The sequence below is a fragment of the Massilia cellulosiltytica genome (genome assembly GCF_047325105.1).
GTDB classification, from domain to species: Bacteria; Pseudomonadota; Gammaproteobacteria; order Burkholderiales; family Burkholderiaceae_D; genus Telluria; species Telluria orientalis.
Genome location: NZ_CP168562.1, coordinates 1,595,844 through 1,612,595, shown reverse-complemented (window position 1 = coordinate 1,612,595; position 16,752 = coordinate 1,595,844). Strand labels below are relative to the sequence as shown.

Here is a 16,752-nt window from a genome sequence, read left to right as displayed (position 1 = left end):
CTTTGCAGCATGAGGCGTCAAAGGTTTACCGTAGTGGTAACTTTGGGAAACTTCTTTTGGTAAAGGCGCAGGAAATGCGAATTCTGTGGGGCGGCAGAAACAAAAAACCGCCAGGCTCACGCACTGGCGGTTTTAGTTGCTGATGAACAGGGAAACTACATGCGGTGACGATGGGCAATGCTGCATGACGCCGGCTCAGGCACGTTTTGCTTTCTGTTCAGCCGTCAGGCGTTTGCCGACGACGACGATGGTGATCAGCGGGGATTCCATCACGGGCGCAGCCGACACGACGGCGCGGGGCGCGGCAATTTCCAGCGGCGCTGCGGGTGCGGCGATCGCGTTCGCCACGCTGGCGACGACGACGACGGCTGCGACAAAGATCGATTCCATGTTCTTGGCGATGTTCATTTCTCTTCTCCGGTTCGTTTGGTGTAAGGACATTATGCGAACGGATGAGATATAAATCCAATTTCATGTTCAAATACTGAGCATTCCCAAAAGGAATATCTCGGCAATCGACTACGGTTGAGATATCACGTTGATGAATGTGTTAATCCAAGACCATGAATGAGATGGCAGGAAAGGTTGGTTCATGCATCGGCCAACAGCCGTCGACGCAGGAGTGCCTCGAGATCGTGGCTCGTATGACAAACAATGTGAATGTAGAACGCTTCGCTCGCGCGTTCGAAGATGATGCGATGTTGGCCCGCAAGAAGCTCGCGATACTGATCCCGCTGAAGCTCTTCCAATTCCGGCACGTAGGTGCCCTTGGAAGGCCAGTCCTTGAGTGAACCGGCTTCGTCCCGGATCTGTTCAGTGACCTTTTTGACGAATGCCGGCGACTGATAGAGCTTCAGGTACGCGCGGATTTCAAGCACATCGTCGCGCGCGGCATTCGTCCAGATGATGTTCATGGAAGTGTTCAGCTTTCCTTGTCTTCCGCGTCGAACCGGGCAAAGAGATCATCATGATCGGTTACCTCGCCTTTTTCGATTTGCTTCTGGCCATGCGCCAGAATGCGGAACATCGTGAGCTGATCCTGCATTTTTTGATAGCTCAAGGGATCCTGGATGACAGCCTGAACCTTGCCGTTCACGGTAATCATCACAGGCTGACGCGTCTCCTGCACCTGCTTGACCACATCGCTGGTGTTCGTTTTCAGGTAGCTGATGGGCTGAATGTTCTGCACGAAGTTCATGGTGCCTCCACGGTCGATGACGGCATCCTACCATAGACCTAAATTCAGCACCAAATTTGGCACCAGGCAGGCTTGAGATAGGCCGCGCCAATAAAAAAACCGCCAGGCTCACGCACTGGCGGTTTTCGTAATCTGGACGCCGCGGCGTCCGGAGGCAGGGCTTACTGCGCCGCTGCCGCCGCGTCATCCGCAGCCGCTGCCTTCATCGACAGCTTCAGGCGGCCGCGCTCGTCGGTCTCGAGGACCTTCACGCGCACTTGCTGGCCTTCTTTCAGGTAGTCGGCGACGGCGTTCACACGCTCGTTGGCGATCTGCGAGATGTGCAGCAGGCCGTCCTTGCCCGGCATGACCTGGACGATGGCGCCGAAGTCCAGCAGCTTCAGCACGGTGCCGTCGTAGGTCTTGCCCACTTCGACCGATGCGGTCAGCTCTTCGATGCGGCGCTTGGCTTCCTGGCCGGCGGCGGCGTCGACCGACGCGATGGTCACGATGCCTTCGTCGGTGATGTCGATCTGCGTGCCGGTCTCTTCGGTCAGCGCGCGGATCACGGCGCCGCCCTTGCCGATCACGTCACGGATCTTTTCCGGGTTGATCTTGATGGTGATCAGGCGCGGTGCGAAGTCCGACAGTTCCGTCTTCACAGACGGCACGGCCTTCTGCATCTCGACCAGGATGTGCTGGCGGGCTTCCTTGGCTTGCGCCAGGGCCACCTGCATGATTTCCTTCGTGATGCCCTGGATCTTGATGTCCATCTGCAGCGCGGTGATGCCCGCGGTGGTGCCGGCGACCTTGAAGTCCATGTCGCCCAGGTGGTCTTCATCGCCCAGGATGTCGGTCAGGACGGCGAACTTGCCGCCTTCCTTGATCAGGCCCATCGCGATGCCGGCCACGTGGGCCTTCATCGGGACGCCGGCGTCCATCAGTGCCAGGCAGCCGCCGCAGACGGACGCCATCGACGACGAACCGTTCGACTCGGTGATTTCCGACACCAGGCGGACCGAGTAGCTGAACTCTTCCGGCGACGGCAGCGCGGCGACCAGCGCGCGCTTGGCCAGGCGGCCGTGGCCGATCTCGCGGCGCTTCGGCGTGCCCACGCGGCCGGTTTCACCGGTGGCGAACGGGGGCATGTTGTAGTGCATCATGAAGTCGTCGGTGTACTCGCCCATCAGCGCGTCGATCTTCTGGCTGTCGCGGCCGGTGCCCAGCGTGGCGATCACGAGGGCCTGGGTTTCGCCGCGGGTGAACAGCGCGGAACCGTGGGTGCGCGGCAGGACGCTCGTGCGGATCGAGATCGGACGCACGGTGCGGGTGTCGCGGCCGTCGATGCGCGGCTCGCCTTCCAGGATCTGCGAACGCACGACCTTGGCTTCCATGTCGAACAGGATGTTGCCGACTTCGGCTGCATCCGCTTCGACGCCCTGCGCGGCCAGGCCGGCCAGCACTTCGGTCGACAGCGACTTCAGCTTTTGCTGGCGCGCCGATTTTTCGCGGGTCTGGTAGGCGTCGCGGATTTTCGCGTCGGCCAGTTGCGCGACTTGCGCGATCAGTGCTTCGTTCTTCGGTGCCGGCGCCCATTCGACTTCCGGCTTGCCGCCTTCTTCGACCAGCGCGTGGATCGCGTCGATGACGGCCTTCATCTGCTCGTGGCCGTAGACGACCGCGCCCAGCATGACTTCTTCCGACAGCTGCTGCGCTTCGGATTCGACCATCAGCACGGCGTGCTCGGTACCGGCGACGACCAGGTCCATCTGCGAGGTCTTGAGCTGGGTCGTGGTCGGGTTCAGGATGTACTGGCCGTTCGCGTAGCCGACGCGGGCCGCGCCGATCGGGCCGTTGAACGGGATACCGGCGATGCACAGGGCGGCCGAGGCGCCGATCATCGACGGAATGTCCGGATCGATTTCCGGATTGACGGACAGGACGTGGATGATTACCTGGACTTCGTTCAGATAGCCTTCCGGGAACAGCGGACGGATCGGACGGTCGATCAGGCGCGACGTCAGCGTCTCCTTCTCCGACGGACGGCCTTCACGCTTGAAGAAGCCGCCCGGGATCTTGCCCGCGGCGTAGCTCTTCTCGATGTAGTCGACGGTCAGCGGGAAGAAATCCTGGCCTGGCTTGGCATCCTTCTTGGCCACGACGGTCGCGAGGACGACGGTGTCTTCGACCGACACGAGGACGGCGCCACTGGCTTGACGGGCGATTTCGCCGGTCTCGAGGGTGACGGTATGGTCGCCGTACTGGAAGGTTTTCGTAACTTTGTTAAACATGGGTAATCCCTTTCTATTTGCCGACAGATTTTCAGGCGCTGTCGTTCACCTCGACTGCATTTTTTTCCTTCGGGGTCAGAGCACGGTGTTCACGGTTGTGCTCTGACCCCGACTTACTTCAAAGAAAAACTCAACGACGGCCAAAACGAAAAATGCCCGCGACAGTGAAACTGACGCAGGCATTTCGAAGCTTGGGCCGTCTGGCGCAATGCTCGGGAACTGCTGATTACTTACGCAGGCCGAGTTTGGCGATCAGGTCGCGGTAACGGTTCAGATCCTTGGCCTTCAGGTAAGCCAGCAGGCTCTTACGACGGTTGACCATCATGATCAGGCCACGACGGGAGTGGTGATCCTTCTGGTGTTCCTTGAAGTGGCCGTTCAGTTCGTTGATGCGGGCGGTCAGCAGTGCAACCTGGACTTCCGGCGAACCGGTGTCTTTGTCGCCGCGTGCGTTGTCCGCGATGATCGCGGCCTTGTTGATGTTTTCTACGGTCATGATGTTGCCTTTCACATGCGGTGCAAGAGTCGGAACCCAGCGCACCGTGAATTGATAAAAAACCTGGCCCGAAGGCCAAGACCGGGAAGTATATGGGAAAAGCGCGGGCGAGGCCAGTTTTTCCGCCGCTTCCGTTAAAATCGGCAGGTTGGCGATGCCACAATGGCATGCCCGCTGAACCGTACATACATGAAAAACACTCTCATCCGCACCGCCGCCGCCCTGGGCATCGCCCTGTCCCTGTCCGCCTGCTCGACCTTCAGCCGCACACCGCCGGCCGGCACGCCGCTGGCCGACGTGACCGCGAAACTGGGCAAGCCGGACGCCGTTTACCCCGATCCCGCCGGCGGCCAGGTGCTGGAATACCGCGGCCAGCCGATGGGCCAGTACAACCACATGGCACACATCGGCGCCGACGGCCGCCTCGTGGCGTACGAGCAGGCGCTCACCAGCGAGAATTTCGCCAAGGTGCAGCCGGCGCGCTGGACGAAGGACGACGTGCTGCGCCGCTTCGGCCGCCCCGCCGAAGTCTCGCGCGACCGCGCGACGGGCGACGAAGTCTGGTCCTACCGCTACAAGCAGGACGGTGTCTGGAACTCGTACAGGAACATCTATTTCAACGTCCGCGGTGAAGTACGGCGCACGGACGACACGCCGGATCCACTGCTCGACGACCGTTCGAAGGGCCTGTAACCCAGGAGATTGCGATGATGAACCCGCTCCGTTCGACCCTGCGCGTAACCGCCCTGGCGCTGGTCCTGTCAGGCTGCACGACGATCTTGCGCCAGCCGCCGCCCGTCGGGGCGCCGCTGGCCGCCGTCACTGCGCAGCTCGGGCAGCCGAACGCCGTCTATCCGGACCCCGCCGGCGGCCAGGTGCTCGAATACCGTGGCCAGCCGATGGGCCAGTTCCAGTACATGGCGCGCATCGGCCCGGACGGCCGCCTCGTCTCGTACGACCAGGTGCTCACGAGCGAGAACTTCGGCAAGGTCAAGGTCGACCGGTGGACCAAGGACGACATCCTGCGCAATTTCGGCCGCCCGGCCGAGGTGTCGCGGGTGTACGCGCACGACTACGAAGTCTGGTCGTACCGCTACAAGGAAGCGGGCGTGTGGAACTCGATGATGAACGTGCACTTCGATGCGCAGGGCGTCGTGCGCCAGATGCTCAACGGGCCCGACCCGCTGTACGACGACCGTTTCCGCCGCCGCTGATCCACGCCGGCAGCGCAACAATGTGTGAGGATGTGGCGATCGGCGCTGGCTATACTGGGCCGACATGATCACCACCGCACCTGCCCTGCTCCCGCCGCGCGACCGCCGCCACGTCGGCATCGCGGTCACTCTCGTCGTGCATGCCGTCCTGGTCCTGGGCTGGCAGATGACGCGCCGTCCGCCCACCGTCGCGCCCGATCCGCCGCGCTCGACGATCCAGTGGATTCGGCTGCCGGCGCCCGCCGCGCCCCGGCCGCGGCGCGAACAAGAGGAACAGGCGCCCGCGCGCCCGCAGGCAGCGCCGCGCGCAGGCGCAATCACCCTGCCCCGCGTGACCGTGCCGGCCGCACCCGCCGTGGCGCCGCCCGCGGCCGACACGCCCGCCGCCGCGAGCACGCCCGCGGCACCGCCGCCGCCCTCCGCCGGCGCCGCCATGCTGGAACGCGCCCGGCGCGACGTCGGCGCCATCGACCGCGCGCTGCGCAAGGAAAACAATCCGTATATCGTCGCCCCGCCGGACAGCCCGCAGATCCGCCTGCGCAGGGGCATCCAGGCCGCGGCCGACATGGCGCCGAACGCGTGGTACCAGGCGCCGAAGGTGGCGGAACTCGTCAACAACACGGGCGACGGCGCGCGCCGCGAGCGCGTGATCTCGGGCGGTGGCACCTATTGCATGACGGAGCGCGCGCCGACGACGAGCATCGACATGATCGAGAAGCACGGCAAGTGGCGTCAGACCAATTGCCCGGAGCACGAATCGACGGCCAGCTCGCAGGAATGGCGCACGGCCCGGGATTGACACCCGGACGCTCGCTCCAGGCATGGCGCCACACGCCGCCGACCCGTTCCATACTTCCATGACAGACCTGCTGCAATGCAGCAATTCCTCATAAATTTCCCGGCGAATATGAGGCGAAAAATATATTGACCGAAAACGACGGAAGTTTATTATTCAGGACAAAAACGTCGTGCGCACGGTTGAAACCGACATTGAAAAGTCATGAAAAGCGTCTAGTCTAACGAACTCGCGCTAGAACGCATATGTGCTGAGCAGTGCGATTGTGCGATGCAAAATCTAGCTATCAATTGATTTCTGGCATCTTTGTGCCACAGCGTCGCAATTTTCAGACCGGATACACTTTCATGAGGTCATACATGTTCCTATTCTCGCAATCCGTTACGCCCGCAGTTCGTTCGCACCTGGATGCCCAGGTTGCGTTTCTCAACGACATGTCGAAATCGTGGTCGCGTTCGATCCAGAACATCGTCGAAGCCAACATCCAGCTGGGCCAGACCTTGCTGGAAGAAACGAATATCGCCAGTCAACAACTGATGACCACAACGCATCCGACCGAGGCCATCTCGGCCGCCGCATCGCGCGCCCAACCGGCGGCGGAAAAGATTCGCGCCTACCAGCAGCATCTCTCGCGCGTCGTGGCGGACTCCCAGGTCGAACTGGCCCGTGTCGCCGAGCAGCACGTGCCCCAGACGTCGCGCACGGCCAAATCCCTGGCCGACGAGGTGTCTCGCGCAGCCTCCGAAGAAACGCAGAACAGCCTGCGCACCCAGCAGGACACGCTGAAGAACTTCCGCGATCTGTTCCAGCAGGGTGGCGGGAATGGCAGTGCCCACCGCGGCAACCTGCAAAGCGGCGGCAACGGCGCGGAGGCCGGTGTCCGCGTCGAAGCCGATGCGCGTGACGGCACGATCCAGGGCAACGTCCAGGGCAGCCAGCAGGGCCAGCAACATGGCAAGTCGACTGGCAAGGCAAGCTGACGCCCGATAGAAATGACAACGGGACCGCGCACGGTCCCGCTTCGCATGACGCCCTCCGGGGCGTTTTTTCGTGGGGCGGCCTCAGCGCCGCTCGCTCGGATCCAGCGCCTCTTCGTCCGTCTGGACGATGCTGACGGGCTTGCCCTTCGCGAGCCGGTACAGATACACGGCATAGCCCGACAGGCCATACAGGACGAACAGCGGCCACAGCACCTTGGGCGGATCGATCGCCAGCAGCGCCAGCGCGAGCGCGATCAGGAACACGACGATGAACGGCACCGACTTGCGGAAATTGACGTCCTTGAAGCTGTAGAACGGGACATTGGTCACCATCGTCAGGCCCGCGAACAGCGTGATGCCCCACGAGATCCAGTCGACCTTGCGCGCGCTGACGTTGATATCCGGGTCCGTCATCATCATCACGAAGCCGACGACCAGCGCAGCAGCGGCCGGGCTCGGCAAGCCCTGGAAAAAGCGCTTGTCGACGACCTCGATATTCGTGTTGAAGCGGGCCAGGCGCAGCGCGGCGCCGGCGCAGTAGACGAACGCGGCGATCCAGCCCAGCTTGCCCAGGCCGCGCAGCGACCATTCGTAGATGACGAGGGCCGGCGCGGCGCCGAACGAGACCATGTCGGACAGGCTGTCGTACTGCGCGCCGAACTCCGATTGCGTGTTCGTCAGGCGGGCGACGCGGCCGTCCAGGCTGTCCAGCACCATCGCGATGAACACGGCCCAGCAGGCGTGGTCGAAGCGCTGGTTCATCGCCATCACGATCGCGTAGAAGCCGCCGAACAGCGCTGCCGTCGTGAAGGCGTTCGGCAGCAGGTAGATGCCCCGGCGCGGGCGCGACGCGGCGGCGTCCGTCTTGCGGACGCGGCTGAAGCGGGCGAAGCGGGGCGCCTTGATGGCGCCGGGTTTGCGGCGTCGGGGTAGTGTCGGCATAGGTTTCTTTTTCTCAACAATGCACCGAGGAGGCGCGGACCCCGCCATTATAAGGTCCGCCTCCCGTGTTAGCGAACGGCTACCTTCAGCGGAATTTCACCTTGCCGACCAGGCGCATCTGCAAGGTCGTCTCGCCCGGCTCGAAGCTGGGTTCCGGCATCTCGGCCATGTCGGCGCGCTTGGCCGACATGCGCATCATCTGCGGTGCCGCGGCCTCGGCCTGGCCGCCCGCGTAATTGCCGCTGCCTTCGAAATCGACCGTGTCGATGACGGCGTCGTTCACGTTGCGGCCCATCGCGCGCGCGATGGAAGCGATGCGCTCGTTCAGGTTGCGGTAGGTGGCGGCAATGCGCTCGTCGTCCAGGCGTTTCTGCAGCTCCGGGCTCAGGTGGTAATCGATGCCGTTCAGGTTGACGACTTTCTGCGCGGCGGCGGCCGTCTTCGGCAGCGCCTGCAGGTTGCGCGTTTTCACTTCAAGATATTGCCCGACGCGCCAGCCGATCGGGACGCGGCGCGCGGCAGGGTTCGCCAGCGGACGCGGGCCGTCCGGCACTTCCGGATAGACGGGATAGGTGTAATAGCCGACCGTTTTCAGTTCCGCCTGCGGATCTTCGCGGCGCACGATCTCGGTGCCCTGCTTCATCTTCTGGTTGGCGCGGGCGGTGGCTGCCGCGCGATCCTTGTCCTGCTCCTCGACGGCGAAGGTGACGGTCGCCTCGTCGTTGGCATGTTTCACTTCACCGAACGCGGGCACGATGACCAGGGTGCCGCTCGTGGCGGGCGCGGACTGGGCTTGCGCGGACAACGCGGACGCCAGCGCGGTCAACAGGACGAGTTTTTTGATGGACATTGTTGTTCTCCTTGATTGCATGCGCGGCTGTTGCCGCGGCAGGAGAACGATAACCGGTTTGGCGTAAAAGTCGAGTTTATGTAATGGAAAGTTGCAAATCGTTGCAATCGAATGCACTTGGCCTGCGGCCCAAAAGCGTCGCCCCCGCGGAGGCGGGGGCCCAATTTAGCGTTGTCGAAACGCTGAACTTGGGCCCCTGCCTGCGCAGGGGCGACGGTACGACAGCTAACTAGACGATCAGTTCTTCGACTGGTCGACCAGCTTGTTCTTGGCGATCCACGGCATCATCGCGCGCAGCTGTGCGCCGACCGTCTCGATCTGGTGCTCGGCGTTCAGGCGACGACGCGAGATCAGGGTCGGGGCGCCGGCCTTGTTTTCCAGGATGAACGACTTGGCGTATTCGCCAGTCTGGATGTCCTTCAGCACGGCGCGCATCGCGTTCTTGGTGTCTTCGGTCACGACGCGCGGGCCGGTGACGTATTCGCCGTATTCCGCGTTGTTCGAGATCGAGTAGTTCATGTTGGCGATGCCGCCTTCGTAGATCAGGTCGACGATCAGCTTCAGCTCGTGCAGGCACTCGAAGTAAGCCATTTCCGGAGCATAGCCGGCTTCCACCAGCGTCTCGAAGCCGGCCTTGATCAGCTCGACGGCGCCGCCGCACAGCACGGCCTGCTCGCCGAACAGGTCGGTTTCGGTTTCTTCACGGAAGTTGGTTTCGATGATGCCGGCCTTGCCGCCGCCGTTGGCCATGGCGTACGACAGGGCGATGTCGCGGGCTGCGCCGGACTTGTCCTGGTAGACGGCGACCAGGTGCGGCACGCCGCCACCCTGGCGGTAGGTGCCGCGCACGGTGTGGCCCGGGGCCTTCGGTGCGACCATGATGACGTCGAGGTCGGCGCGCGGCACGACCTGGCCGTAGTGCACGTTGAAGCCGTGCGCGAACGCCAGCACGGCGCCCTGCTTGATGTTCGGTTCGACGTTGTTCTTGTACACGTCGGCGATGTTCTCGTCCGGCAGCAGGATCATGACGACGTCGGCGGCTTTCACTGCCTCGTTGACTTCAGCGACCTTGATGCCGGCCTGTTCGACCTTGCCCCACGACGCGCCGCCGCGGCGCAGGCCGACGGTGACGTTGACGCCCGATTCCGTCAGGTTCTGGGCGTGTGCGTGGCCTTGCGAGCCGTAGCCGATGATGGCGACATTCTTGCCTTTGATGAGGGAGAGGTCGCAGTCTTTGTCGTAGAAAACTTTCATTTTTAATCCTGTACTTTTCGTGTGTCGTTATTTTGTTTGGTGGACGCAGGGTCCACCGAATGAATCGCCAGCGTCAAACCTTGAGGATGCGCTCGCCGCGGCCGATGCCGGACCCGCCCGTGCGGACGGTTTCGAGGATCGAGGCGCGGTCGATGGCGTCGATGAAGGCGTCCAGCTTCGTCTTCGCGCCCGTCAGTTCGATCGTGTACGTTTTTTCCGTCACGTCGATGATGCGGCCGCGGAAGATGTCGGCGGTGCGCTTCATTTCTTCGCGTTCCTTGCCGACTGCCCTCACCTTGATCAGCATGAGCTCGCGCTCGATGTGCTGGCCTTCGGTCAGGTCGACCACCTTCACCACCTCGATGAGGCGGTTCAGGTGCTTGGTGATCTGCTCGATGATGTCGTCCGAACCCGTCGTCACGATGGTCATGCGCGACAGGGTAGCGTCTTCGGTCGGCGCCACGGTCAGCGTCTCGATGTTGTAGCCGCGTGCCGAGAACAGGCCCACCACGCGCGACAGCGCGCCGGCTTCGTTTTCCAGCAGGACGGAGATGATGTGTCGCATTACAGGTCCTCCGATCCGAGCAGCATTTCCGACAAGCCTTTGCCCGTCTTGACCATCGGCCAGACGTTTTCGCTACGGTCGGTAATGAAGTTCATGAACACCAGGCGGTCCTTCATGGCGAACGCTTCGCGCAGCGCGCCGTCGACGTCGCCCGGCTTCTCGATGCGCATGCCGACGTGGCCATACGCTTCGGCCAGCTTCTCGAAGTCCGGCAGGGAATCCATGTACGACTCGGAGTAACGCGAACCGTAGTCGAGTTCCTGCCACTGGCGCACCATGCCCAGGAAGCGGTTGTTCAGGAGGATGATCTTCGGCGTCAGGTGATACTGCTTGCAGGTCGCGAGTTCCTGGATGTTCATCTGGATCGAACCCTCGCCCGTGATGCAGGCCACGGTCGCGCCCGGATTCGCCATCTGCACGCCCATCGCGTACGGCAGGCCCACGCCCATCGTGCCCAGGCCACCGGAATTGATCCAGCGGCGCGGCTTGTCGAACGGGTAGTATTGCGCGGCCCACATCTGGTGCTGGCCCACGTCCGACGTGATGAACGCGTCGCCGCCGGTGACTTCCCAGACTTTCTCGACGACGGACTGCGGCTTGATCAGCTCATCCGAGGTCGCATAGCGCAGGCACTCGCGGCCGCGCCAGTCCTCGATCTGCTGCCACCACTTCTGCACGGCCGGGTTCGGACGCTGCTCGGCGGCATCGAGCTGCGACAGCAGTTCGACCAGCACGTCCTTGACGTTGCCGACGATGGGGATGTCCACCTTCACGCGCTTCGAGATCGACGACGGGTCGATGTCGATGTGGATGATCTTGCGCGGGTTCGACGCGAAGTGCTTCGGGTTGCCGATCACGCGGTCGTCGAAACGGGCGCCGATGGCGATCAGGACGTCGCAGTGCTGCATCGCCATGTTCGCTTCGTAGGTGCCGTGCATGCCCGGCATGCCGACGAATTTCTTGTCGGTGGCGCGGTAGGCGCCCAGGCCCATCAGCGTGTTCGTGACCGGGAAGCCGAGCTTGTCGACCAGCTTGTTCAGTTCGTTCGATGCATTGGCGAGGATGACGCCGCCGCCCGTGTAGATCATCGGACGCTCGGCCGCCAGCAGCAGCTGCACTGCCTTGCGGATCTGGCCGGCGTGGCCCTTGTCGACGGGGCGGTAGGAACGCATCTCGACCTCTTTCGGGTACGAGTACGTCGCCTTCTGCATGCTCACGTCCTTCGGGATATCGACGAGGACCGGGCCCGGACGGCCGGTGCGTGCGATATAGAAGGCCTTCTTGATGGTATCGGCAAGGTCTTTGACGTCCTTGACGAGGAAATTGTGTTTCACCACCGGGCGCGTGATGCCCACGGTGTCGCATTCCTGGAATGCGTCCTGGCCGATCGCATTGGTCGGAACCTGGCCGGAAATCACGACCATCGGAATCGAATCCATGTATGCGGTGGAGAGGCCGGTGACGGCATTGGTGACGCCCGGACCGGACGTGACCAGGCATACGCCCACTTCATTCGAGCTGCGCGAATACGCGTCGGCCGCGTGCACGGCTGCCTGCTCGTGGCGTACCAGGATGTGCTGGAATTTGTCCTGCTTGAAGATGGCGTCGTAGATGTAGAGAACCGCACCGCCGGGGTAACCGAAGACGTGCTTCACGCCCTCTTCCGCCAGGCAACGGACTACGATCTCAGCGCCCGTGATGGGAGCTGCTGCGTCGTTACTCATGATACGTTTCCTTTCAAAACCCATAGGGAGATTGATCGGATGCTCGTCCCTGACGAGATACGTGTCACGCAACAGTGCTCATGCTTCCCTTCTCTCTGCGGTCACGTCGATCTTTCAGGATGCCGTAGGATCCTTACGAACCGGCGCTGGACGCAACTCGTTCAGCTTGAGTTACTGTAGCGGAATGCGAATCTCTCGCGCTTGTGGCACGGGTTGGAGCAAACTGCCTACATTGTGAAAGCGCGTCATGCCCAGGTTGACCTTGTGTGACAAGCTGGCTTGACAATAAGCTTCGGGGGTGCAAAGCGTTCCATACCTTACTGCGTTGCACCATTCTGGTCAAGATAAATAATTATTTTTTCAAGCGCGCTTTCACACAATATCGTCCGGCAGCCACGCGCGGGCCGCGGGTCGCACCTCCAGCCGCGCCATCCAGGCCGCGATGGCAGGATAGCCGGGACGCTCGTCCATCGGCGTCTTGCGCCAGCGGTGCGCGGACAGGCCGAGCACGATGTCGGCCAGCGAAAACGCCCCGCCCGCCACGTAGTCGCCTGCCGTTTCCAGGTGCCGCTCGAGCAGGCCCATCTGGCGATTCCAGGCGGCGATGCTCGCGGCGATCTGGACCGGATCCTGGTGCGCCGGACTGTTGCGCAGCAGGCCCATGAACGCGTAGCGCCACGCATTGTTCAATTCCGTCGCCTGCCAGTCCATCCACTGCTCGACCTTCGCGCGGGCCAGCGCATCGGCGGGCAGCAGGCGTCCGTCGCCGTAGCGTGCGGCCAGGTAGCGGCTGATCGTGTTCGACTCCCACAGCACGACGTCGCCATCGACCAGCACCGGCACCATCGCGTTCGGATTCAGCGCGAGGAATTCCGGTTCCTGCGTGGAGCGGAAGCCGCTGCCCCAGTCTTCACGTTCGAACGCGATGCCGAGTTCGCTGGCAGTCCACAAGACCTTGCGGACGTTGATCGAGCTTGCCTTGCCGAGGATGCGCATCACGTCTATCTCCTGAACAATGTTAATCCGACCATTCTAGAGTCAATAAGGGAAGACCGCACACGCGACCCTGCCGGTTTCGGGTGCGGTCATCCGTAAATTTTGCTAGCATTCGAAAGTTTTCCGAAAAGCCACAGGCAACGTACCGGTGGCGCCCACCACTTATCGCATGGCCACTGATAAAGAACTCAACGACTTCCTCGAGAGTGTCGAGCGGCGCGCCTTCAAGCAGGCGGCGTACGCGGTCCGCAAGGACGAGGCAGCGCTCGACATCGTTCAGGACGCCATGATCAAGCTCGCGGAGAAATACGGCGACAAGCCCCTGGCCGAATTGCCGATGCTTTTCCAGCGCATCCTGCAGAACACCATCCTCGATTACTTCCGCCGCGAAAAGGTCAGGAATACCTGGATCAGCCTCTTCGGAGGCCTCGGCCGCCGCGACGACGACGACGAGGATTTTGATATACTGGCATCTTACGAGGCCGAAGAAGGAACGTCCGCCGCGGAGTCGAGCGCGGATCAGGTCGAACGTGCGGAAACCCTGCGCCTGATCGAGGAAGAGATACAAAAGCTCCCGGCGCGTCAACGGGAAGCGTTCCTCATGCGTTACTGGCAGGACATGGATGTGGCCGAGACGGCCCAAGCGATGGGATGCTCCGAGGGCAGTGTAAAGACGCATTGCTCTCGCGCTACGCATTCCCTGCAAAAAGCCCTGGAGGCCAAGGGAATTAAATTATGAACACCGACGACATCAACCTGGCGTACAAGATTCGCCATGCCCTGAACGAGAACCTCGACAACCTGCCGGCCTCGACGACCGACCGCCTGGCCGCCGCACGCGCGGCCGCGCTCGCACGAAAAAAAGCGCATGCTACCGCTGCGCCGGTACGCGCCAACCAGCAGCGTGCGTCGTTCGACCTGGGCGCGCTGTTCTCGATGCAGTGGGTGGCGCGTGCCGCAGTCGTCGCGCCGCTGCTGCTGATGGCGGCCGGCATGGTCGGCGTGTACCAGTACGAACGCGAGCAGCGTGCGGCCGAGCTGGCCGAGCTGGATGCGGCCGTGCTGTCCGACGACCTGCCCCTGACCGCCTACACCGACCACGGCTTCAACGCTTACCTGGCGCAACAGCAGCAAGCACAACAACAGCCGCAGCGAGCCCAGTAAAGGATGACGGCTAACAAGCTCAAGGTTGCCGGCGCCGCCGCCGCCGTCGTGCTCGTTGGCGCGGTCGCACTGACCCTCCACCAGCAAGGCGGCTTCCTTCCCGCATCAGGCCCGACCGCGCGCGATGCGGCCGACGCCACCACCGCCTCGACGCAGCCCGTCAAACCGGCCACCGGCAGCCACAAGGGCGGCGACAAGTCCCCGTGGCGCAGCCTGACGCCGGCCCAGCAGGTGGCCCTGCAGCCGCTGCAGGCCGAATGGGACCAGATGGATGGCGTGCGCAAGCAGAAATGGCTGCAGCTCGCGAACCGCTTCGCCACGCTGAAGCCGGAAGAGCAGCAGCGCGTGCACGAACGCATGCGCGCATGGGCCAAGCTGACGCCCGAGCAGCGCGAACTGGCGCGCGAAACCTATACGCGCACCCGCAAGATCGCCCCCGAGCAAAAGAACGCTACGTGGGAAAGCTACCTGCAACTGCCGGAAGACCAGAAGAAGAAACTGGCCGCCTCGGCCACGGCCCGCAAGACGCCCCGCGTCGTGCCGTCCCAGGCCAACGGCAAGGTCGTCGCACCGCTGGGCCAGGGCGCGACGTCGTGCCCGGCCGGCATGATCAAGAACACCGTCTCGGCCGCCCCGCCGTGCGTGACGCCGCCGCCGCCCCCGGCGCCCGTGCAGCCCGCACCGGCGCAGCCGCCCGCCAATCCCCAGCCCGCACCGGAGCCGGAAAAGCAGGTCCCGGCCAACTGGGGCATCACGCCGAACAACGCCTAGACAGGATCACCATGCACGACACCCCCAGCATGACTCCGACCATAAAGCGCCGCCTCACCGCGATGGTCTACGAGACCTTCCTGTTGCTGGCGGTGGAGATGCTGGCGGTCGCGCTGTTCCTCATCGTCACGCGCAACAATCACGCGCCCGTGTTCCAGTACGCGATGAAGGTCTGGCTGTTCGTCGTCACCGGCGCGTATTTCACCTGGGGCTGGACCAACAGCGGCCACACCCTCGCGATGAAGACGTGGCGCATGCAGGTCGTCACGACCGGCGGCGCGCGCCTGCCGCTGCGCATGGCCATCGTGCGCTACCTGCTGGCCTGGGGCTGGTTCCTGCCCGCCCTCCTCGCCTGCACGGCACTGGGCCTGAAGGACAAGGCCCAGATCGGCGCGGCCGTCGCCGTGGGCGTGCTGGCGTGGGGTCTCACGGCCTTCCTCGACCGCGACCGCCAGTTCCTGCACGACCGCCTGGCCGGCACGCGCCTCGTGCAGTTGCCGAAGGCCGTGCGCACCCCGGCGCCGGCCGCCACGGAAGCGCTTGAATGACGGCAATACAATTTTCTGACAGAAATTACTAGACGCCGGGGCGAGAATGGGTGCCCGATCCAATCGCAAGGGATACCCATGACCACGATCTCCACGCACCGCACGTCCTCCGTCCCGGCCGCCGAGTCCGCGGCCAATCCTGCCAGTCCCAGCGTCACGCCCGCAAAATTCCTCGACATGTACCGCGGCGCGATCGCGGCCGCCGTCGACGCGGACGGCGATGGTCAGATCTCGCGGGCAGAGTACGCGGCGCAGATCGCCGGCGCCGGCGGCAGCGATACGGACGCCCGCTGGCACGCGCTGGATGCGGACGGCGACGGCAAGGTCGGCACGGCCGAGTTCGCGAAGACGGTCGCCGACCCGTTCGGCAACGAGCGTGACGCCCTGCTCCGCCGCATCCTCGACGAACTCCGGGCCGGCCAGGGGGCCGTCCAGCCGCGTGGCCAGGTGCTGGATGCGGCCGGCGGCGTCGCCGATCCGCATGCCACGCTGCGCTGGCTCGCCGCCTCCTTCCCCGGCAATATCCCCTACTGACGCTTACTGCGCCAGCAGCTTGCGGATCGTCGCCTCGGTCTGCGCATAATCCCCTTCGCCGAAGTGCGTGTAAACGACTTCGCCCTTCTTGTCGACGAGGTAGAACGCCGGCCAGAACTGGTTGTTGTACGCGCTCCAGGTGGCATACCGGTTGTCCTGCGCGACCGGGAACGTGATGCCGTTGCGCTGCACGGCCGTCTTGAGGTTGTTCAGGTTGCGCTCGAAGCCGTATTCCGGCGTGTGCACGCCGACGACGACCAGTCCCTGGTCCTTGTACTTCTGGTGCCAGCCTTTCACGTACGGCAGCACATGCTGGCAGTTGATGCAGTCGTAGGTCCAGAAGTCCACGAGCACCACCTTGCCGCGCAGCTGCTGCATGCTCAAAGGCGCGCTGTTGATCCAGTTGTCGATGCCCGCGAATTCCGGTGCGGGTGCGGCGCTTGCACTCAT

21 protein-coding genes are annotated in these 16,752 nt (G+C 63.3%); 9 read left to right on the top strand and 12 right to left on the bottom strand.

Going from position 1 to position 16,752, the window contains the following annotated elements; translation table 11 throughout:
* Positions 1-195: 195 nt before the first annotated feature.
* The 5 genes from ACEN9H_RS07165 to rpsO form a co-directional block, all read right to left on the bottom strand.
* Positions 196-408 carry a hypothetical protein gene (locus tag ACEN9H_RS07165; protein ID WP_056137016.1) on the bottom strand — a complete coding sequence of 71 codons (213 nt, stop codon included), beginning with the start codon at positions 406-408 and terminating at the stop codon, positions 196-198.
* Between the two features lie 182 nt (positions 409-590).
* Positions 591-914, bottom strand: a complete 324-nt coding sequence (locus tag ACEN9H_RS07160) for a type II toxin-antitoxin system RelE/ParE family toxin (protein ID WP_413674231.1) — start codon at positions 912-914, stop codon at positions 591-593.
* A gap of 8 nt (positions 915-922) precedes the next feature.
* The gene (locus ACEN9H_RS07155) at positions 923-1,198 is read right to left on the bottom strand and encodes a type II toxin-antitoxin system Phd/YefM family antitoxin (RefSeq protein ID WP_413674230.1); all 276 of its coding nucleotides are present in this window, start codon (positions 1,196-1,198) and stop codon (positions 923-925) included.
* A 161-nt stretch (positions 1,199-1,359) separates the two neighbouring features.
* Positions 1,360-3,468, bottom strand: a complete 2,109-nt coding sequence (gene pnp / locus ACEN9H_RS07150) for a polyribonucleotide nucleotidyltransferase (RefSeq protein ID WP_056137010.1) — start codon at positions 3,466-3,468, stop codon at positions 1,360-1,362.
* Positions 3,469-3,694: 226 nt separating this feature from the next.
* Entirely contained in the window at positions 3,695-3,964 is a 270-nt protein-coding gene (rpsO, locus tag ACEN9H_RS07145; RefSeq protein ID WP_056137414.1) for a 30S ribosomal protein S15, read from the bottom strand.
* Between the two features lie 189 nt (positions 3,965-4,153).
* On the opposite strand from rpsO, the gene ACEN9H_RS07140 reads away from it, so the two are divergent.
* The 4 genes from ACEN9H_RS07140 (at position 4,154) to ACEN9H_RS07125 (ending at position 6,954) form a co-directional block, all read left to right on the top strand.
* Positions 4,154-4,657, top strand: a complete 504-nt coding sequence (locus ACEN9H_RS07140) for a hypothetical protein (protein ID WP_413674229.1) — start codon at positions 4,154-4,156, stop codon at positions 4,655-4,657.
* Between the two features lie 14 nt (positions 4,658-4,671).
* Positions 4,672-5,178: a hypothetical protein gene (locus ACEN9H_RS07135; protein WP_413674228.1), complete on the top strand. Its 507-nt coding sequence runs from the start codon at positions 4,672-4,674 to the stop codon at positions 5,176-5,178.
* Between the two features lie 64 nt (positions 5,179-5,242).
* Positions 5,243-5,977: a hypothetical protein gene (locus tag ACEN9H_RS07130; protein ID WP_413674227.1), complete on the top strand. Its 735-nt coding sequence runs from the start codon at positions 5,243-5,245 to the stop codon at positions 5,975-5,977.
* 356 nt (positions 5,978-6,333) lie between these two features.
* On the top strand, positions 6,334-6,954 hold the full coding sequence (locus ACEN9H_RS07125) for a phasin family protein (RefSeq protein ID WP_413674226.1): 621 nt from the start codon (positions 6,334-6,336) through the stop codon (positions 6,952-6,954).
* Between the two features lie 81 nt (positions 6,955-7,035).
* On the opposite strand, the gene pssA is transcribed toward ACEN9H_RS07125, so the two are convergent.
* The 6 genes from pssA to ACEN9H_RS07095 all read right to left on the bottom strand — a co-directional run bounded on the left by pssA (position 7,036) and on the right by ACEN9H_RS07095 (position 13,288).
* On the bottom strand, positions 7,036-7,896 hold the full coding sequence (gene pssA / locus ACEN9H_RS07120; RefSeq protein WP_056137002.1) for a CDP-diacylglycerol--serine O-phosphatidyltransferase: 861 nt from the start codon (positions 7,894-7,896) through the stop codon (positions 7,036-7,038).
* An 85-nt stretch (positions 7,897-7,981) separates the two neighbouring features.
* Positions 7,982-8,746, bottom strand: coding sequence for an SIMPL domain-containing protein (locus tag ACEN9H_RS07115; protein WP_056137000.1), 765 nt, complete (start codon positions 8,744-8,746; stop codon positions 7,982-7,984).
* Between the two features lie 237 nt (positions 8,747-8,983).
* A complete protein-coding gene (ilvC, locus tag ACEN9H_RS07110) occupies positions 8,984-10,000 on the bottom strand; it encodes a ketol-acid reductoisomerase (RefSeq protein ID WP_056136998.1) in 1,017 nt (338 codons plus the stop codon).
* Between the two features lie 73 nt (positions 10,001-10,073).
* Positions 10,074-10,565: an acetolactate synthase small subunit gene (ilvN, locus tag ACEN9H_RS07105; RefSeq protein ID WP_056136997.1), complete on the bottom strand. Its 492-nt coding sequence runs from the start codon at positions 10,563-10,565 to the stop codon at positions 10,074-10,076.
* Positions 10,565-12,289 carry an acetolactate synthase 3 catalytic subunit gene (locus ACEN9H_RS07100; RefSeq protein WP_056330513.1) on the bottom strand — a complete coding sequence of 575 codons (1,725 nt, stop codon included), beginning with the start codon at positions 12,287-12,289 and terminating at the stop codon, positions 10,565-10,567. The genes ilvN and ACEN9H_RS07100 overlap by 1 nt, the downstream gene beginning before the upstream one ends.
* A 372-nt stretch (positions 12,290-12,661) precedes the next feature.
* On the bottom strand, positions 12,662-13,288 hold the full coding sequence (locus ACEN9H_RS07095) for a glutathione S-transferase family protein (RefSeq protein WP_413674225.1): 627 nt from the start codon (positions 13,286-13,288) through the stop codon (positions 12,662-12,664).
* A gap of 166 nt (positions 13,289-13,454) precedes the next feature.
* Between ACEN9H_RS07095 and ACEN9H_RS07090 the strand changes: the two genes are divergently transcribed.
* The 5 genes from ACEN9H_RS07090 (at position 13,455) to ACEN9H_RS07070 (ending at position 16,302) form a co-directional block, all read left to right on the top strand.
* Entirely contained in the window at positions 13,455-14,024 is a 570-nt protein-coding gene (locus tag ACEN9H_RS07090; protein ID WP_056136992.1) for an RNA polymerase sigma factor, read from the top strand.
* Positions 14,021-14,449: a DUF3619 family protein gene (locus ACEN9H_RS07085; protein ID WP_413674224.1), complete on the top strand. Its 429-nt coding sequence runs from the start codon at positions 14,021-14,023 to the stop codon at positions 14,447-14,449. The genes ACEN9H_RS07090 and ACEN9H_RS07085 overlap by 4 nt, the downstream gene beginning before the upstream one ends.
* A gap of 3 nt (positions 14,450-14,452) precedes the next feature.
* Positions 14,453-15,220, top strand: a complete 768-nt coding sequence (locus ACEN9H_RS07080) for a DUF3106 domain-containing protein (RefSeq protein ID WP_413674223.1) — start codon at positions 14,453-14,455, stop codon at positions 15,218-15,220.
* A 29-nt stretch (positions 15,221-15,249) separates the two neighbouring features.
* Positions 15,250-15,768: an RDD family protein gene (locus tag ACEN9H_RS07075; RefSeq protein WP_413674222.1), complete on the top strand. Its 519-nt coding sequence runs from the start codon at positions 15,250-15,252 to the stop codon at positions 15,766-15,768.
* 78 nt (positions 15,769-15,846) lie between these two features.
* On the top strand, positions 15,847-16,302 hold the full coding sequence (locus ACEN9H_RS07070) for an EF-hand domain-containing protein (protein WP_413674221.1): 456 nt from the start codon (positions 15,847-15,849) through the stop codon (positions 16,300-16,302).
* Positions 16,303-16,305: 3 nt separating this feature from the next.
* Here the strand turns inward: ACEN9H_RS07070 and ACEN9H_RS07065 are convergent, their stop codons facing one another.
* Positions 16,306-16,752, bottom strand: coding sequence for a thioredoxin family protein (locus ACEN9H_RS07065; protein ID WP_413675562.1), 447 nt, complete (start codon positions 16,750-16,752; stop codon positions 16,306-16,308).

Coding starts and splice junctions, on each gene's coding strand:
- ACEN9H_RS07165 (WP_056137016.1), bottom strand. CDS start 408: ATGAACATCGCCAAGAACATGGAATCGATCTTTGTCGCAGCCGTCGTC.
- ACEN9H_RS07160 (WP_413674231.1), bottom strand. CDS start 914: ATGAACATCATCTGGACGAATGCCGCGCGCGACGATGTGCTTGAAATC.
- ACEN9H_RS07155 (WP_413674230.1), bottom strand. CDS start 1,198: ATGAACTTCGTGCAGAACATTCAGCCCATCAGCTACCTGAAAACGAAC.
- pnp (WP_056137010.1), bottom strand. CDS start 3,468: ATGTTTAACAAAGTTACGAAAACCTTCCAGTACGGCGACCATACCGTC.
- rpsO (WP_056137414.1), bottom strand. CDS start 3,964: ATGACCGTAGAAAACATCAACAAGGCCGCGATCATCGCGGACAACGCA.
- ACEN9H_RS07140 (WP_413674229.1), top strand. CDS start 4,154: ATGAAAAACACTCTCATCCGCACCGCCGCCGCCCTGGGCATCGCCCTG.
- ACEN9H_RS07135 (WP_413674228.1), top strand. CDS start 4,672: ATGATGAACCCGCTCCGTTCGACCCTGCGCGTAACCGCCCTGGCGCTG.
- ACEN9H_RS07130 (WP_413674227.1), top strand. CDS start 5,243: ATGATCACCACCGCACCTGCCCTGCTCCCGCCGCGCGACCGCCGCCAC.
- ACEN9H_RS07125 (WP_413674226.1), top strand. CDS start 6,334: ATGTTCCTATTCTCGCAATCCGTTACGCCCGCAGTTCGTTCGCACCTG.
- pssA (WP_056137002.1), bottom strand. CDS start 7,896: ATGCCGACACTACCCCGACGCCGCAAACCCGGCGCCATCAAGGCGCCC.
- ACEN9H_RS07115 (WP_056137000.1), bottom strand. CDS start 8,746: ATGTCCATCAAAAAACTCGTCCTGTTGACCGCGCTGGCGTCCGCGTTG.
- ilvC (WP_056136998.1), bottom strand. CDS start 10,000: ATGAAAGTTTTCTACGACAAAGACTGCGACCTCTCCCTCATCAAAGGC.
- ilvN (WP_056136997.1), bottom strand. CDS start 10,565: ATGCGACACATCATCTCCGTCCTGCTGGAAAACGAAGCCGGCGCGCTG.
- ACEN9H_RS07100 (WP_056330513.1), bottom strand. CDS start 12,289: ATGAGTAACGACGCAGCAGCTCCCATCACGGGCGCTGAGATCGTAGTC.
- ACEN9H_RS07090 (WP_056136992.1), top strand. CDS start 13,455: ATGGCCACTGATAAAGAACTCAACGACTTCCTCGAGAGTGTCGAGCGG.
- ACEN9H_RS07085 (WP_413674224.1), top strand. CDS start 14,021: ATGAACACCGACGACATCAACCTGGCGTACAAGATTCGCCATGCCCTG.
- ACEN9H_RS07080 (WP_413674223.1), top strand. CDS start 14,453: ATGACGGCTAACAAGCTCAAGGTTGCCGGCGCCGCCGCCGCCGTCGTG.
- ACEN9H_RS07075 (WP_413674222.1), top strand. CDS start 15,250: ATGACTCCGACCATAAAGCGCCGCCTCACCGCGATGGTCTACGAGACC.
- ACEN9H_RS07070 (WP_413674221.1), top strand. CDS start 15,847: ATGACCACGATCTCCACGCACCGCACGTCCTCCGTCCCGGCCGCCGAG.
- ACEN9H_RS07065 (WP_413675562.1), bottom strand. CDS start 16,752: ATGAGTGCAAGCGCCGCACCCGCACCGGAATTCGCGGGCATCGACAAC.